This window comes from Neobacillus drentensis, assembly GCF_021560175.1.
Classification (GTDB): Bacteria; Bacillota; Bacilli; order Bacillales; family Cytobacillaceae; genus Neobacillus; species Neobacillus drentensis_A.
On sequence record NZ_CP091110.1, the window covers coordinates 3,977,633 to 3,993,846 of the forward strand.

The following is a 16,214-nucleotide window of genomic DNA, read 5'->3' on the forward strand; positions in this document are numbered from 1 at the left end:
ACCGAAACAAACTTATTTGCTTAGGTTGTACTAAAAAGAATCCCAGCACCCGCTTGTAGTTAAAAATAAAAGACTGCCTCTGGGCAGCCTTCATGAAGTTATTCACCCTGCTTTTTGGAATCCTGGATTGGCACATTTTTCGGCCGTTCCGGATAGGTGGCTTTTCCGTCATTTGGACCAGTAAGGTCATTTCTTTGGTCCAATACCCTTCCTGTATACTCAATCGGATTATTTTTTGGCATTTTTTCACCTGCTTTTTTCTTTAGCTTTTTTTTCCTAATCCTAGAATTTTTAATTTATACTCTGCTTCGCTCATGTTTGGATTTTTTTTAGGCGGACTGTTTTGTAGACTGTTCTTTAATTCAATATTTGCGTCATCATTTGTATTATATTTTCCTTCCATCGCTCATACCCCCTTTACGTTATTTATTATGGACTGAATCCACTGGTTCATTCTGTTATATCCATTTGCAAAAAAGCCTCTAGCTAATTCTAGAGGCTTAACAGTATCAGGTATAAGACTCGATAGCCTGATCTAGAGCATTGTATGCTTCACCAAAGGCCGCTGCAGACGATACATCTCCCGCATTTTCCAAGGCCCCTACGGCATTCCTGGCTTGGGTTAATGCGCGGATACAATCCTCAATCATGGTGCCTTTATCGCCATTTTGTTCCAATGCTTGCTGCAGCTGGGCAATACAACGGTCTAAGTCAGAAGATTGTGGATGGTCATAAGCTTTTTCTAATTCTTCTTTTACTTGCTGTAAAACTTCCTTCATTTGCTAATCCCCATTTCATCAAATAGTCAACAAAAGGTAGTTTCACCGCGGAAAAACTTTCTTATTCCTTTTTATTAGAATCAATACGCCAAGCCACAAGAACACTTGGTTTTCCCGAATAGGAAGGAATAGGAGGATGGGAACTCCTTGTTTACTCTTTGCACCTCTTTTGCGAATTCTACTTCGCTTATTGGGACCTTAGATAAACTATTTGCTTTATCTTGCGTATCTATATGAGCCCCAGGAGGTACAAAGCTGTGTGGTTTTAGAGTGACACCACCTGTAACAAGGGCATTTGTCGAAATAAAGGATCCTTCACCTATCTGTGCGTTATAAACGATTGCCTTAAAACCCACAAAAACCTCTTGCTGAATCTCACAAGGACCATGAATCAGTGAACCATGAGCACAAGAAACTCTTGGTCCTATGTAGATTGAATATTTTTTCCCATTAACGTCCACTTGTTTATTTTTTAAGCCATGCAGGATGACACCGTCCTGGAGGTTACAATCTCTATCTATATAAAATGGACTACCTTCATCCGCACGGATACTTACGAAAGGAGCAACGTAGGTACGATCGCGGATGGTTACATCCCCTATAACAGAAGTGAACGGACTAAGAAAAGCCGTTCTCTTAATTTTTGGAAAGATTGGATTAGGATTGAAGGAGGTTGAAGGATTGGCGCCAATAAAGTAGCTATATATATTATAGGGTCCAGATTGGTTCGTCATCATCATTTCTCCTTTCACAAAAAGATCATTTTGTATTTATATTACTTATATGGAGCACAAGTAAAAATCATAACCTTACTAATATAAAAAGCGAGTCAGCATGTGGGCTGACTCGGCTGTATATTTATTCATTTCATTAGCAATCCCCCAGTTTTTTGCATCAGCAAAATGTTGTGTTAGAAGAGGCAATTGATTGGATTGACCGCTGATTCTATACTGCTTTTTCTTCATAAAGTTACCATGGCAAGCAACGTAACTACCTTAAGACATATAGTTTTGCGATTATGACGAAAGCCTTTATTTATATACAGCAATATCCAAACCCCCGCCATAATGAAAATGAAATGCAAAACAATCAGGTCTTTCCAAGCAAATTCCGATTCACTTTAGACTTATTGCCAGTTTTCAAATAGAAAATGGTTCCTCCTTTCTACCGGCACAAGAAATTCTCATTTTCTTAGTGAACCAGATCCACCTCCTTGGCAGATGTATTCTCCAATCGGAATTCGTTCGGTTCATTGCATTTCATTACACTACTATTATTTCCTTACCTCTCCAAGTATTTCTATATAGATGTTACATTCCTGTGAACCTTTTTGAATACCATTCAGGCTGGAAACATCGATTATAATTGTGATTTCTGTCTATTAGTAAAAAGCAGTTTTGGGACTAGGTATGATTTGGTAAAATAGATGAAATAGACTTTATGTTATTTTTCTAAAGTTTTTGTTATAATAAAGTGTCTTTAACATTTATGAGGGGGAAACATATTTTTATGTCAGTTGAAGTAGGCAGTAAAGTACAAGGTAAAGTAACCGGAATCACTAATTTTGGAGCATTTGTAGAATTGCCAGGCGGCACAACCGGCCTAGTGCATATTAGTGAGGTTGCAGATAGCTATGTAAAGGATGTTAACGATCATCTCAAAATTGGCGATGTAGTTGAAGTAAAGGTAATTAGCGAGAAAGACGGAAAAACTGCCCTATCCATTAAAAAAGCAATTGATCGACCTGAAGGACAAACATCTTCTCATTCACAGCGCCCACAGCGTCAAGGTAGAGGGGATAGCCGTTCAAAAGATTTCCGTTCTAAAGGGAACTTTAAACCTAAGGAAAGTTTTGAAGATAAAATGGCAAAGTTCCTGAAGTCGAGTGAAGAGAATTTATCAAGCCTCAAACGCAACACCGAAACAAAACGCGGTGGCCGAGGCGGCAGACGCGGTTAAAATGCCCACCTGCTAATAAATCTCTATATAGATCAAAAGGCAAGCCTATCCCAAGGCTTGCCTTTCTATTTATCTATGCTGGCTTTGGTTAGAGCTTTTTTCACTTCATTAGATTAGAAATGGTGCCTGTCACCATTTAGTCGTTTGGCAGCCATATTCTATATCTGATATAGTAGCTATATGTAAAATGGAAAGGAATTAAAGGACACCCATGAAATGTATTTCAATTGATTTAGACGGTACATTATTAAACTCTAAGCATGAAATTACCGAAGAGAACGTAAAAGTCTTAAACGAACTGCAGGCACAAGGTCACTGCTTGATTTTAAACACAGGGCGGGCTTATGCAGACGTCATTAAATTAGCGGCTATCCAAAAGATGAAAATGCCTATTTTTTGCGTTAACGGTTCAGTATTATTCTCAGCAGACAGAGAGGTTCTTTTTGAAGCAACCTTATCTATTGAGGTCTATAAGGACATTTTTTCCATATTAAATGAGATGGGTGTAGGAATCCTCGTTTACACAAATCACGGCGGCCTGCCTTCAACGCTCCCCCCATTACATGAAAAGAGTAAACAAGAGCTTGACCAGATTTTTACTGAATTTGATTATAGCAAGATTGTTGAACTTAAAGATTTAAAGATTTACAAACTCATTGCACTTGTTCACCCAGATCAGTTAGCTAAGATTGACGAAGTAAAACAAGCATTAGCTGGGAAATTTCCAATCTCGATTGCGTCTTCTCATCCGAATAATGTGGAGATTACTTCAAATGAAGCTCATAAGGGAAAGGCATTATTACGCTATCAAGACATGATGAACCTTACGTTTGAAGAGATAATTGCTTTTGGCGACGGCGGCAACGATATCGCTCAATTTGAGGTAGCGACAACTGCTGTAGCAATGGGAAATGCCCCGATGGAGGTTCAACAGGCGGCAGATATGATTACAAAAACCAATGATGAAGATGGATTTGCTTATGCAGTCCGCCATCAGCTGGGGTTACTAGACTAAATACGACATGAGGGGGAATGGATTTTACCTTTCCCCCATTTTTTATGACCTGATGGCGGGTGAATGCTCATACAAATTCAGCTAAAAAGTACGATCTGCCTTAGTGTTAAAATCGGGTCAGTTGTTTCATAATTTCTCTTTTTCTCTCTTTATCCGAGATCCTTGTCAAATCAAGGGCTACCTCATGTCCTTTATGCTTAGAACGTAATATCTCTCTAATGGCATTTTTAACACTTTCCTCATTATCCTTTACAACAATCACATTTCGGAGCATTTATTTTCCTCCTTAACCAGAATTCCTTTACCACCTAATTTAATTCGGAAACAACCCCTTCATTTTATGTGTATACCTTTTAGTTTAGCCCTTTAAAACTACCATTTTCTTCACTTAATTTTAACGATAAACAAGGCCGCCATTTATCAAAAATGGCGGCCATATGCTTTTTTATAATAAATGATGAAAATTCATTAGAGAAGGAATCAATAATGCTCCCCAAACTAAGGTAATCAAAGCTGCAAAAATCATTGCTAACGATGAAAAAGTAGCTTCTTGCTTTCCGTATTCCATCGCTTTATTCGTACCAACACCATGTGCTCCCATGCCTAATGCAAGGCCTCTAGCAATAGGTGTTTTAATCGACAATCCTTTAATAACCGAAGGTCCAACAATACCTCCAACAATTCCCGTAATAATGACAAACACTGTTGTTAATGTTGGCAGACCGCCAATTTCCTTTGAAACCTCAATCGCAATCGGCGTCGTAATCGACCTTGGCAAAATAGATATAATAAAATCAGGTTTCAAATGGAACAATTTTGAAAGTCCAAAGGTTGAAAAAATGGCCACCAGCGAACCACACGTAATACTAATAAGAATGGTCCCAATATACTTTTTTATCACAGCTAAGTTTTTATAAATCGGCACCGCGAACGCAACGGTTGCAGGGCCAAGCAAATGAGTCAGCCATTTTGAGGCATGAAGGTACTGATTGGCAGATACATGTGTAACGGATATAAGCACAATTAACATAATTGGCGAAAGCAGCAATGGGTGAAAAAATGGCATGCTCCATTTTCCATATGCCATTTTCGACAACCGATAAATAAGATACGTTGCTATTGTAAATACAATCATCATCAATGCTGCTCACTCCTTTTTCGACCGCTCATTTTTTCCGCCGTTAAGGCCGTCATACCCATTACAATTATCGTACTAATCCCAATTAAACCGACAATCTCAGCGCCTTGTAGGCTGATAATTTCATCATAATTTACAATCCCCACTGCTGACGGGATAAAGAATAGCAATAGTTCTGCCAATAACCAATTGGCCCCTTTTTCAACCCACTCCAGCTTAATGATTTTAAAGCAGAGTGCCAGAAACAAAAGGAATAAGCCAAACATCGAAGCTGGAATCGGAAGTGGAATCACTTCCTTAAGCGCAGCACCTAAAAATAAAAAAACATGCAAACATAGTACTTGTAACACAATTACTCCAAGTTTCATCTTCATGACCCTTTCTATATACAAAAAAGAAGTAATACTCTCCTTTTTGTTTCACGAAATTTAACTATAGAGTAATCCTACGCTCATTATTGCCATTCGTAAAATACATATTACGAATCATTTTCATAACTAAAAGTTATAATGGATCTTTTAAGATAAAGTCAATAAAGGTCCTGCCTGCATTCGAGATATATCGATCTTTTTTTGTAAGCACTGCCAAGCGCCACAGAATTTTTTGTTTGAGGTCAATAACCTCAATATCACTGGTAAAGACACGATTACAGATGGAATGCGGAAGGATTGTAATACCGAGATTAGCCGCTACCATCTCTGTCATGAGGTCCCATTGAGAACTTTTAAACAAAATTTTCGGTTCAAACCCTGCAGCAATACACTGGTTCCTCATAATTTGATTAAGCGCAAACTCTTCGTGATAAAAGATAAACTCCTCATCCTTCAATTCTCCTATATCGACCACTTTTCGCTTCGCCAAACGGTGGTCTTTATATACTAACAGCTTCATTTCCTCTTCGACGATGGGGTAAATATCAAACAGCTGCTCATCAATTGGCAGCACGGCCACACCAAGTTCGAACTCCCCTTCTTCTACACTCTTTACGACCCTTGCACCGCCATACTCCGTAATATTGAGTTCAATATTAGGGTATGTATGATGAAACTTTGCCATCACTCTCGGAAAAAACAGACTTCCAATAAATGGAGGAAGACCGATATTTATCTGCCCTCTTGTTAAATCGGTCATATCATTAAGGGTGGTTTTCATTTCATCCACTAGACCATTCATTTTTTGTGCATAGTCGAGAACCACCCTGCCTGCATCGGTTAAATCACTCGTTTTATTGGTCCGAAGGATTAACGTCATGCCGAGCTCTTCTTCTAACGCCATAATCGACTTACTTAAAGCCGGCTGTGACAAATGCATGGCCTCTGCTGCTTTTGTAATACTTTTATGCTTCGCCACTTCAGAAAATAATTTCAGTTGTCTTAATTCCAACAGCTAACACCCCATATAAACAAACTAATAACTATTATTATTATCCTAAATAAATGTTTCTGTTCACATAAAAAAATACCCCCACCCAAGTGGAGGGCATTGAAAAAGGCCCTTAAATGTATGTTGTGTATGTAACTTGGCTGTTGATTTCCGCTCCATGCGGCTTCGCTTTCCGCGGGCGTGCCGGGAAGCCTCCTCGGCGCTATAGCGCCTGTGGGGTCTCCCCTGTCCCGTACTCCCGCAGGACTTTGAATTTGCATCCTCGAATCTGCCCACACACGAAGGAAATGCGATAGCATTTTCGAGGAGTCTTCGCCGCCTTCCGCTCCAACCAACAGGGTTCTTTAACTTAGTCTTAATTTAAAAAGGTTATAATTTGTTCGTTTTTTTTTAAAAAAATTCGTTTATTTTTCCTTTAGTTCAGCTAAAATTGGGTAAAGTTCTTCCAAATGCTTAATTTCGTAAGTAGGAATTACTTCATTCCGCTCTTTGTTAAGTCGGTTAATCCAAACTGTTTTGATCCCGGCACGATTGGCTCCCAATACGTCGGTCATTAGATTATCCCCTACCATTAGAACTTCATCTTTTTGTAATTCCATTAGAGAAAGAGCATGCTCAAATATCGATGGATCAGGCTTTCCTCTCCCAAAATCACCTGAAATGACAATCTGGTCAAAATATGGAACAAGCTCCGGTGTAATCTCTAATTTCGTATTTTGCAGCTCCGGTGATCCGTTAGTTAACAGTAGAAGCTGGTAGTTACCTTTTAAAGTATCGAGTATTTCAAACGTTTCTTCGTATACAAACGGGCTCTTTCTCCGCTCCTCGGGAAAACGCTCTGCTAACACAGAACCAAAATCAGGATTATCTATCCCCATTTTCTTCAAACCTACTGTCCAAGCATCCTTTCTGTAGCTTGGAACGGTTACCTTCATTTTTTTGAAATCCTCTAGATTTTCATCCGAAAAATTGCCCCATAATCCTTCAAACGGATTAATCCCTATCATTTGTGTAAATGGGTAAAAGTCATAGGAAGAATACAGTTCTCTTGCTGCTTCACGAACCGATTCTTCTAGTTGGTCGGCATTGATTCCATAACGTTCTTCTGCCACCTTACATGTGGCTGCAAAAGCTTCCTTCACACTCTTTTGGTCCCAAAGAAGTGTGTCATCTAAATCAAAAAATATTGCTTTTATCATTTTGAAACTCCTCTAGTAGATTTTTTTATAGTTTACCATTTTACGAGTTAAAAACAAAATATTTCTTCAATTCCGAGTAAAAGAAAACGGTATGTGAAGCGCGTCTTCACATACCGTTTTCTCGTTTAAGAAACTACTGAGATCACCTTGTTTTTACTAGAAAAATCTTGCAAGGCAGGGTTAATGATTTCATTATGACCCACGACCAATAAATGGGCATCAGGATTTTTAGAAACGATAATGACCCCATCCATAATTTGTGTTTGGCTTCCCACCACAGCATTTTCAATCCAAACATTTTCTCCAATAATGGTCTGAGGCAGGATAACGGCATTTTTGATTCGCGCTCCTTTTCCTACTTTTACACCACTAAACAAAACTGAATTTTCAATGGTTCCATATATTTCACAGCCGTCGCTTACAATGCTTTGATGCATCTTGGCACGCACATCAAAGTATAACGGGGGTTCATCATAATGGGCAGTCTGAATTCTCCAATCAGGGTTTTGCAAAAAAATATTTTTTGCACCTGATAATAAATCCAAGTTTGCTTCCCAATAACTATGAACGGTGCCCACATCCTTCCAATAATGATGATTATAATAAGCATACAGCTGTAAGTGATCACTTAGCATGGAAGGAATAATATCCTTGCCAAAATCTCGATGGCTAAATTCCTTTAGTTCTTCACGCAGCAAATATTCTTTTAAAATCGGCCATTTAAAAATATAGACGCCCATAGATGCTAGATTAGATGTCGGGTTTTTAGGCTTTTCTTCAAAGCTGGTTATTTTATAAGTCAACGGATCCGTCTTCATCAGCCCAAAACGATTAGCTTCTGCCCAAGGAACCTCAACTACCGCTATCGTACAATCTGCGTTTGTCTCTAGATGCTGCTCCAGCATAAGTGAATAATCCATTTTGTAGATTTGGTCGCCAGACACAACGAGAACATGCTCTGGATTGGATTGTTCAATAAACTCAATATTTTGAAAGACAGCATGTGCAGTTCCTTCATACCATTCTACACCGGAGTCACTTCGCTGGTAGGGTGGAAGAATGGTCAAACCGCCTTTAGGGTTGTAATGATTCCCATATTGACAACGGCCAAGATGAGCATGCAGCTCGAATGGCCTATATTGTGTCAAAATCCCAACCGTTTCAATCCCGGAATTCCAGCAATTACTTAGAGCAAAGTCAATAATTCGGTACTTCCCGCCAAAAGGCACGGCAGGTTTAACTAATGTTTTAGTAAGCAGATTTAATCTTGTTCCTTTTCCACCCGCCAGCAGTAATGCAATCCACTTTTGTTTTTTCATACTCTACCTCCTGCTCTTCATTTTTGCAAACTTTAGTTCGTGTAAGGTAATTTTCTTTCTACATATACTTTTATTATCTCCGTTTTTTTCCATTTTTCCGTTGAAGCTGTTACAGCTTTGTGAAGAGTTCAGGCTTTTTTATCGACAGAAAAAGAGCGGTACCACAAGAAACTGACTAGTATTGTCAGATTTTCAGGTTTAAATAAGGAACCTTCACTTGTCATTTATAAAATCATTTATTTGACAAACCTTTTATTCAATGATATATTTATCTCGAATTAAAGATAAATAGTTTTGAGATAAACATTGAAGATAATTCCAAAACTTAATGGAGTGGATTATCACTAGAAGTGAATCATAATCATAAATAGAAAAGGAGCGTTTATAGATGAACCATTTAAAAGGGATTCACCATGTAACAGCGATTACGAGCAGTGCCGAAAAAAATTATCAATTTTTTACTTATATTTTAGGGATGCGCCTTGTAAAGAAAACGGTCAACCAAGATGATATCCAAACCTACCACCTATTTTTTGCGGATGATCAGGGAAGCCCTGGAACTGATATGACCTTTTTCGATTTTCCTGGTATTCCTAAAGGTAAACATGGCACGAATGAGATTTATAAAACATCCTTCCGGGTACCAAGTGATGCTGCATTAGAATATTGGGTCAAGCGATTTGACCGCTTGCAAGTCAATCATACAGGCATAAAAGAACAATTTGGGGTAAAGACATTGTCATTTGTTGATTTCGATGATCAACACTATCAATTGATTTCTGATGAGATGAATAAAGGAGTTGCTCCCGGGACTCCTTGGCAAAAAGGACCTATCCCATTGGAATTTGCGATCACTGGACTAGGACCTATTTTTGTGCGGGTAGCTAACTTTGATTATTTTAAAGAAATGATGGAAAAAGTCCTTATGTTCAAAGAAATAGCCCATGAAGGCTCATTTCATCTGTTTGAAGTTGGTGAAGGCGGAAATGGAGCGCAGGTCGTGGTCGAATACAATGCAATACTTCCACCCGCACAACAAGGATACGGAACTGTTCATCATGCAGCTTTCCGTGTAGAGGACCGGTCTGTATTAGATGAATGGATTAACCGAATGGAAGGTTTCGGTTTCCAAACTTCCGGTTTCGTAGACCGTTTCTTCTTTGCTTCCTTGTATGTACGTGTTGCTCCGCAAATTCTATTCGAGTTTGCCACCGACGGTCCAGGATTTATGGGTGACGAACCTTATGAAACTCTTGGTGAAAAGCTTTCTTTACCGCCATTCCTTGAACCAAAACGTGAACAAATTGAAAGTTATGTCCGCCCTATTAATACAGTAAGAAGCACGATAGAATTTATTAAGGAATAGATAGAAAAAGGCAGTGATTTTTTAAATAAAATCACTGCCTTTTTAATGTATCCCCTTAATTTACCTTCTTAGGGCCCTTCCAGTACATTTCACGGAGACGATATTTTTGCAGTTTACCTGTTGTTGTTTTTGGTAACGCTTCCACAAATTCCACTGTTTTAGGTGCTTTAAAGTGAGCCATGTTGGCACGGCAGAACTCAATAATTCCTTCTTCTGTTACCGCTGCATCAGGTTTTAGAACAATAATGGCCTTTGGTACCTCGCCCCATTTTTCATCTGGTATCGCAATTACAGCCGTTTCTAAAACTGCTGGATGCTTATACAACACACCTTCTACTTCTGTGGAAGAAATATTCTCTCCACCAGAAATAATCAAATCCTTCGCACGGTCTTGGATTTCAATGTATCCATCTGGATGCGTGACTGCCAAATCCCCGGTATGAAACCAGCCATCTCTTATCGCTTCAGCTGTATTTTGCGGGTCTTTGTAATACCCCGACATAACGACATTGCCGCGGGTGACAATTTCACCTAACTCTCTTCCATTCCAGGCTACTTCTTCACCGTCCTGACGAACGACCTTTGTCTCGCCATTAAAGGCAAGTTCAATCCCTTGTCTTGCTTTAATCGTCGCCTGATCATCAGCAGATTTTGTATCAAACTCTTGTTTCCATTCACAGTAAAGAATAAATGGGGAAGTTTCTGTCAGACCGTAAACATGAATCATGTTCAGTCCTAGTATCTCCTGTGCCTTTTGAATCAGAGCTGCTGCTGGTGGTGCACCGGCTGTCGCCATCCGCGGATGGGTTTTCACTTTTATATTCTTCGCTTCTGGTTCGTTTACTAACATATTGATCACAGTTGGAGCACCGCAAAGTAATGAAATCTTTTTGGTTTCAAACAGATTTAGGATTAATGGTGGATCTACCTTGCGCAAGCAAACATGGGTCCCACCTGCAGCAGTAATCGCCCAGACTCCTCCCCAGCCATTTGCATGAAACATTGGCAATGTGTGAAGATAAACATCATCATGGTTTACGCCCAGGTGGTACATGAAATTAGCAGCATTCAAATAATTACTACGGTGGGTAAGCATGACACCCTTCGGATGAGAAGTGGTCCCACTAGTGTAATTTAATGTAAGCAACTGATTTTCATCAATCTCAACCACAGGAAAATCGGCTTGTTCCACGGCATGCTGAAGAAAATCCTCATAGTCTATTCCATTTAAAGTCGTTTCTTGTCCAGGTACACGCACAATAATTATTTGATCCAAAGCTAGTTTTTCAACTATTTCCTCTATTGGTTTAGTAAACTCCTCATCGATGATTAACATCTTCGCATCACTATGCTTGATAATATACTCTAAATCTTTTGCTGTTAACCGGTAATTCAAGGGGACCATTACCGCACCAAGCTGACAAATCCCATAAAAACATTCCAACATGTAATGGGTGTTAGGCAGCATAACAGCTACGTGCTCTCCTTCCCGTATACCTGCATGGTGTAGAGCAGTTGAAAGCTGATCGACTCGTTGTCCAAATTCTGTGTATGTAAATTCTTTCTCACCATCAATAACTGCTGTCTTTTTCGGATAATACTTGATTGCTCTCCGTTTCCAATCAAGTGGCGTTAGTGGTGAAAACATCTTATCTACTCCTTTTAATTATTAGTAAATTCATAAAATTTTTCATATTATTCCTCTAGATATTTCAAAAAAACATATGCATGTAAAGCATATGTTTTAAGTTGGGCAATGTTATTTAATAGGGCTTTTGACTGGATAAAATACTTCTTTTAAGGCCAAGCCTGATTTTTCAAGGGCAGCTTTTCCAAGTCCTATGACGGAAGCCATGCTCATGAAACCATGAATCGTTCCCTCATAACGCACTAACTCTACCTTCACACCAGCATCCTCCAACTTTTTCGCATAAAGTTCCCCTTCGTCTCGAAGCGGATCGTATTCGGCTGTAATGACAAGAGCTGGTGGAAGTCCACTGACATTTTCAAATAAAATAGGTGCTAAGAGCGGATTGCCCTTGTCCTCTTCTTCCCCATTCGAATAACAGTCAAGGAACCATTCCATTGTTCCTCTAGTTAAAAAATAACCTTCTGCATTTTCGAGCATAGATGGAGTTGGTTCACCCCAAATATTTGTTGCAGGATAAAGTAGTAGTTGGAAACAAATTGCCGGGGTCTGTTTGTCCTTAGCCAAATTGGAAATAACAGCCGCAAGATTACCTCCCGCACTATCCCCGCCCACAGCAATTCTCCTTGGGTCCACTTGAAACTCATCCGCATGCTCAGACACATATTCTACTGCCGCGTAGCAATCATAAACGGGAGCTGGAAATTTATGCTCAGGTGCTAATCGATAATCAACAGAAATCGTTACACAATTTGCAAGATTTGTTAATGCCCTGCAGATATTATCATGTGAGTCAATATTGCCGACCACCCATCCACCGCCGTGGTAATAAATAAGTGCAGGATACCTTGTTTGAGCCTCTTGTGGATAATAGATTCGAACAGGAATTTCACCCTCGGGACCTGGGATTTTCCGGTCTTCCACATTTCCTACCGCCTCGATCTCCCCCTGAGGAAGCTGAAATGCTCTCCTAGCCAACTCAGGTGTTAACGTTTCTAATGGCGGCGTACCTAAAGAAGCTAAGTAATCTAGTAACATTTTCGTTTGTGGATCAAGAGACATCAGTTCGCCCTCTTTCACGTGGAATTATCTTACATTTATTACTTCGCTTTTAAGTTTAAATATCCTTCTCTATTTAGTAATCGCTTTCATTTTTATTTTCTCTACAAAAAAGAACTAATCTCAATTCAAAGATTAGCTCTGCCATCGTCGTATTCTAAGTCATTCTATTGATAGCCTTTTAGTCATTACAACATGTGCCTTCTTCGTTTAAATGACCAGACTTATTGATTTTTGTCTTCAAATACTTCTCGTTGAATTCTGAAATATCTCCCCATAACGATTCCCTGCCCGAAACCTCTAGTCCAGCATTCTTTAATGCTTTCAGCTTTTTAGGATTGTTCGTGATTAATGAAACTGGTTTAGCGCGCAATGCTTTGAGGACGAGAATAGCATCTCCATAATTTCTGGAATCATCAACAAAGCCAAGGGCCTCATTGGCCTCAACTGTGTCATAGCCATTCTCTTGCAAAATATAAGCCATGGCCTTGCTAAAAAGGCCAATTCCTCTTCCTTCATGGTTCGCTAAGTAAAATAATGCTCCCGTTCCGTGGTCTGAGATCATTTTCATGGATTGCTTTAATTGGTAACCACAATCACACCGCTTACTTCCAAAGATATCTCCGGTATGACAAATGGAATGAAACCGGATAATTGCATCGTCTCCATATTCAAAATCCCCATAGGCTAGAACACTTGATTGCTGGAATTCCGCTAAATTAACTGATGATAATTTATCAATAATTCGTTGAAAATCTTCTGTTACTTCATCACAATTTAGCCAGCAATACCATTTAAACACAACCGTTTCACCATACAAATTTACGGGCAGCCGGATAGGACCAACTAAATAAATAGCCCCTTTATCTGTTTTAATTAACTGAATTTTGTCTTCCAAAACAGAAATCACTTTGGCATCGAGTGTTTGCTTCAAATTTAAGCACTCCTTTTTAGCATAGTGTTTAACTACAGGACCTTTGGCATTCTTGGAAGATTTCTCTAGAAGGTGACTATAGTAGAAATGGTGTCAGGCACCATTTCTACTATAGTCACCTTTTTTTCTGCGGTTAGGCTTTTGTCCCAAACATGGACAGTCTTTGGTACGTAAATTGGTAAAAGAAGAGTGGGTCAGGCGGGAAAGTTTTCTATTTTAAATTTTCGTACTCTTTTTTTCTATCTTGTAAGGAGGTGCAATTTAATGAGTGATTTTTCATCAGAAGAAAGCGAAAATAAGTCAGAGAATGTAAGACGGGGCGGCTTTGGTGACTTTATGTTTGGGCCCCACTTTCATCATCATGAATCCTCATCCAGTGATAGCAGTTCAAGCTCAAGTGATCACAGTACTTCCGAATCACCTTCTGGTTCCCAGAAGGATCCATCTAGAGAACATCCAAGAAACTGTGGAAAATTGAAATGGCAGAATTCAGCTCACAGCAATACCCAAACGAAAATCTGTTGGGCTGATGGAAGCATGTGGGAATTCCGAATGAGAAGAAGACCTAGATGAAGTGTAGCGAATAAAAACGGGAGAGGATATAATGAACCTTTCCCGTTTTTATTATGCTAAATTCATTTATTCTTTTTCAGGAATCACACAGTTCCCATCTGCACAGCTGACATCCTGTTCAGTTGAGAGATCCTGAAACATCGGTTTTGGTGCTTCTTCCTCCCAAACCTTTTGTAAGGCACCCTTAAACGTCTCAAGCGGCTGTGCCCCAGATATTGCGTACTTTGAATTAATAACAAAATACGGTACCCCGCCAATTTGATATTGCTGTGCTACTGCCTCATCAGCACGAACTTCATTGGCAAACACAGATTTATCCTGAAGAACATTCAACACTTCTTGGCGGTCCAACCCTGAGGTTTCCGCAAGGTCTGCTAATGTATCAAAATCGCCGATATTCTTTCCCTCTGTGAAGTAAGCCTGTAACAACTTTTCAGATACTTCGGCCGCTTTTCCTTTAGTTTCAGCAAACTTTGCTAGACGATGGGCATCAAAAGTATTAGTAGGCTTCATTTCATCAAATTGATACGATAAGCCTACCGTTGCGGCCTGTTGACCAACATTCTGGTTGGCTTGTTTTGCCTGTTCCACACTCATCCGATACTTTTTGGCAAGTACGTCATGAATGCTTTCCCCCTTGTACGATGGGGAATTTGGGTCAAGTTCAAATGCTTTAAATTCTACTTCTACCTGATCTTTATGTGGAAATTGTTCTAACGCCAGTTCTAAACGGCGTTTTCCAATATAACAAAACGGACATACATAATCTGACCAAACTTCAATTTTCATGTCTACACCTCAATTTTCATTGGTTACGTACATCGTATCATAAAGAATGTAAAAACCAATACAAAGTGCTCATCTTTGTCCTCAGGTACCTATTTCTTCGAAAATGGTTAATTTTACCTATAAAAAAGGCAAAATTAACTAGATCTATTGATTTAGCTCCGGAGGTGAAATGCCAATTAAATATATATTTAAAGGTATCATTGGCTTTATTATTTTAGATTTATACTTCAATCTTGTCCCTGTTCAACTATCGAATCCCTATCTTCAATTTATTACTACTCTCCTTTTTTTCCCGCTTGCATATGTAGTCTCAAGATGGGTAGGAATAGACGGGATAAAAGGACTTGGCCTCTACTTCCATCAGGGCTGGAAGAAAAACTTTTGCATAAGTTTTATGATTGGATTTCTCCTTTGGATGGTGATGTTTGGAATCCAATTTTTATCAGGTGAGTTAGTATATATCAGTTCCAAAAGTATGGCAGAAATAACAATGCCAATTTTAGAAATTTTTGTAGGCTATTTTGTTGGTTCCCTCATAAATGATTTAGTAGTGAGAGGGTATGTTTTTGGTCTCTTAAAAGGTAGAATGCGCATTGGCTGGGTTTTCATGGTTAGTATCCTGCTATATGCCTTGGATGATTATTGGTACGCCGGCTTTAATCTTAGTAATATCATCTTTTCTATTATCCTAGGTCTCTCATTGACACTTGCATATTACAAAACTGGCAGCATATGGGCCGACACCGGTATCCACTATGGCCTAAATATTGCCTACGGACTATTCTTTGGACTAGTCGGCAATCCAGAAAGTGCGATCTTTATCACAAGGGAAACTGAACACCACACCTACCTTACTGACAGTCTTCAATACACCATACCAGCCATTATGTTGATTGTCGTCCTTTGGGCATCAAAATACTATAAAGTTCATAATAGCGGTAATTCTTTTAATTTTGATGATCACAGCGGCAGCCAGTCTGATTTTCGATAAAAAATAACTCACCCCCTATTTTTTGGTTCAACTTTGCCTCTATATTCATGCAAAAATAAACA

The 16,214-nt window shown here is 39.2% G+C and carries 20 protein-coding genes; 5 read left to right on the forward strand and 15 right to left on the reverse strand.

Annotation, left to right across the window (positions count from 1 at the left end; all coding sequences use genetic code 11):
• Positions 1-98: 98 nt before the first annotated feature.
• From L1999_RS18545 to L1999_RS18565, 5 genes are all read right to left on the reverse strand, one after another.
• On the reverse strand, positions 99-242 hold the full coding sequence (locus L1999_RS18545) for a hypothetical protein (protein WP_235739913.1): 144 nt from the start codon (positions 240-242) through the stop codon (positions 99-101).
• 20 nt (positions 243-262) lie between these two features.
• Entirely contained in the window at positions 263-403 is a 141-nt protein-coding gene (locus L1999_RS18550; RefSeq protein WP_235739914.1) for a hypothetical protein, read from the reverse strand.
• A gap of 106 nt (positions 404-509) precedes the next feature.
• Complete coding sequence (locus tag L1999_RS18555) at positions 510-779, reverse strand: hypothetical protein (protein WP_235739915.1); 270 nt, start codon at positions 777-779, stop codon at positions 510-512.
• Positions 780-859: 80 nt separating this feature from the next.
• Positions 860-1,513 carry an LbetaH domain-containing protein gene (locus L1999_RS18560; RefSeq protein WP_235739916.1) on the reverse strand — a complete coding sequence of 218 codons (654 nt, stop codon included), beginning with the start codon at positions 1,511-1,513 and terminating at the stop codon, positions 860-862.
• A gap of 78 nt (positions 1,514-1,591) precedes the next feature.
• The gene (locus tag L1999_RS18565; protein ID WP_235739917.1) at positions 1,592-1,744 is read right to left on the reverse strand and encodes a hypothetical protein; all 153 of its coding nucleotides are present in this window, start codon (positions 1,742-1,744) and stop codon (positions 1,592-1,594) included.
• Between the two features lie 544 nt (positions 1,745-2,288).
• On the opposite strand from L1999_RS18565, the gene L1999_RS18570 reads away from it, so the two are divergent.
• Both L1999_RS18570 and L1999_RS18575 read left to right on the forward strand, forming a co-directional pair.
• Positions 2,289-2,738, forward strand: coding sequence for a S1 domain-containing RNA-binding protein (locus tag L1999_RS18570; RefSeq protein ID WP_235739918.1), 450 nt, complete (start codon positions 2,289-2,291; stop codon positions 2,736-2,738).
• Between the two features lie 211 nt (positions 2,739-2,949).
• On the forward strand, positions 2,950-3,753 hold the full coding sequence (locus L1999_RS18575; protein WP_235739919.1) for an HAD family hydrolase: 804 nt from the start codon (positions 2,950-2,952) through the stop codon (positions 3,751-3,753).
• Between the two features lie 106 nt (positions 3,754-3,859).
• On the opposite strand, the gene L1999_RS18580 is transcribed toward L1999_RS18575, so the two are convergent.
• From L1999_RS18580 to L1999_RS18605, 6 genes are all read right to left on the reverse strand, one after another.
• Positions 3,860-4,027 (reverse strand): hypothetical protein, encoded by a 168-nt coding sequence (locus L1999_RS18580; protein WP_235739920.1) that lies wholly within the window; start codon positions 4,025-4,027, stop codon positions 3,860-3,862.
• A 171-nt stretch (positions 4,028-4,198) separates the two neighbouring features.
• On the reverse strand, positions 4,199-4,891 hold the full coding sequence (locus tag L1999_RS18585) for an LrgB family protein (protein ID WP_345790906.1): 693 nt from the start codon (positions 4,889-4,891) through the stop codon (positions 4,199-4,201).
• Entirely contained in the window at positions 4,891-5,259 is a 369-nt protein-coding gene (locus L1999_RS18590; RefSeq protein WP_235739922.1) for a CidA/LrgA family protein, read from the reverse strand. The genes L1999_RS18585 and L1999_RS18590 overlap by 1 nt, the downstream gene beginning before the upstream one ends.
• A 136-nt stretch (positions 5,260-5,395) precedes the next feature.
• Positions 5,396-6,274, reverse strand: coding sequence for a LysR family transcriptional regulator (locus tag L1999_RS18595; protein ID WP_235739923.1), 879 nt, complete (start codon positions 6,272-6,274; stop codon positions 5,396-5,398).
• Positions 6,275-6,678: 404 nt separating this feature from the next.
• On the reverse strand, positions 6,679-7,473 hold the full coding sequence (locus L1999_RS18600; protein ID WP_235739924.1) for an HAD family hydrolase: 795 nt from the start codon (positions 7,471-7,473) through the stop codon (positions 6,679-6,681).
• A gap of 125 nt (positions 7,474-7,598) precedes the next feature.
• Positions 7,599-8,792, reverse strand: a complete 1,194-nt coding sequence (locus tag L1999_RS18605; RefSeq protein ID WP_235739925.1) for a glucose-1-phosphate adenylyltransferase — start codon at positions 8,790-8,792, stop codon at positions 7,599-7,601.
• Positions 8,793-9,180: 388 nt separating this feature from the next.
• Between L1999_RS18605 and L1999_RS18610 the strand changes: the two genes are divergently transcribed.
• Positions 9,181-10,158, forward strand: coding sequence for a ring-cleaving dioxygenase (locus tag L1999_RS18610; protein WP_235739926.1), 978 nt, complete (start codon positions 9,181-9,183; stop codon positions 10,156-10,158).
• 55 nt (positions 10,159-10,213) lie between these two features.
• Here the strand turns inward: L1999_RS18610 and L1999_RS18615 are convergent, their stop codons facing one another.
• From L1999_RS18615 to L1999_RS18625, 3 genes are all read right to left on the reverse strand, one after another.
• Complete coding sequence (locus tag L1999_RS18615; protein WP_235739927.1) at positions 10,214-11,806, reverse strand: long-chain-fatty-acid--CoA ligase; 1,593 nt, start codon at positions 11,804-11,806, stop codon at positions 10,214-10,216.
• A gap of 111 nt (positions 11,807-11,917) precedes the next feature.
• Complete coding sequence (locus L1999_RS18620) at positions 11,918-12,868, reverse strand: alpha/beta hydrolase (RefSeq protein WP_235739928.1); 951 nt, start codon at positions 12,866-12,868, stop codon at positions 11,918-11,920.
• 178 nt (positions 12,869-13,046) lie between these two features.
• Positions 13,047-13,799, reverse strand: a complete 753-nt coding sequence (locus L1999_RS18625; RefSeq protein ID WP_235739929.1) for a GTP cyclohydrolase II — start codon at positions 13,797-13,799, stop codon at positions 13,047-13,049.
• A gap of 264 nt (positions 13,800-14,063) precedes the next feature.
• Here L1999_RS18625 and L1999_RS18630 point away from each other — a divergent pair, with 264 nt between their 5' ends.
• On the forward strand, positions 14,064-14,372 hold the full coding sequence (locus tag L1999_RS18630; RefSeq protein WP_235739930.1) for a hypothetical protein: 309 nt from the start codon (positions 14,064-14,066) through the stop codon (positions 14,370-14,372).
• Positions 14,373-14,438: 66 nt separating this feature from the next.
• On the opposite strand, the gene L1999_RS18635 is transcribed toward L1999_RS18630, so the two are convergent.
• Positions 14,439-15,161 (reverse strand): DsbA family oxidoreductase, encoded by a 723-nt coding sequence (locus tag L1999_RS18635; protein WP_235739931.1) that lies wholly within the window; start codon positions 15,159-15,161, stop codon positions 14,439-14,441.
• A gap of 169 nt (positions 15,162-15,330) precedes the next feature.
• On the opposite strand from L1999_RS18635, the gene L1999_RS18640 reads away from it, so the two are divergent.
• Positions 15,331-16,152 carry a CPBP family intramembrane glutamic endopeptidase gene (locus L1999_RS18640; protein WP_235739932.1) on the forward strand — a complete coding sequence of 274 codons (822 nt, stop codon included), beginning with the start codon at positions 15,331-15,333 and terminating at the stop codon, positions 16,150-16,152.
• Positions 16,153-16,214: the final 62 nt, after the last annotated feature.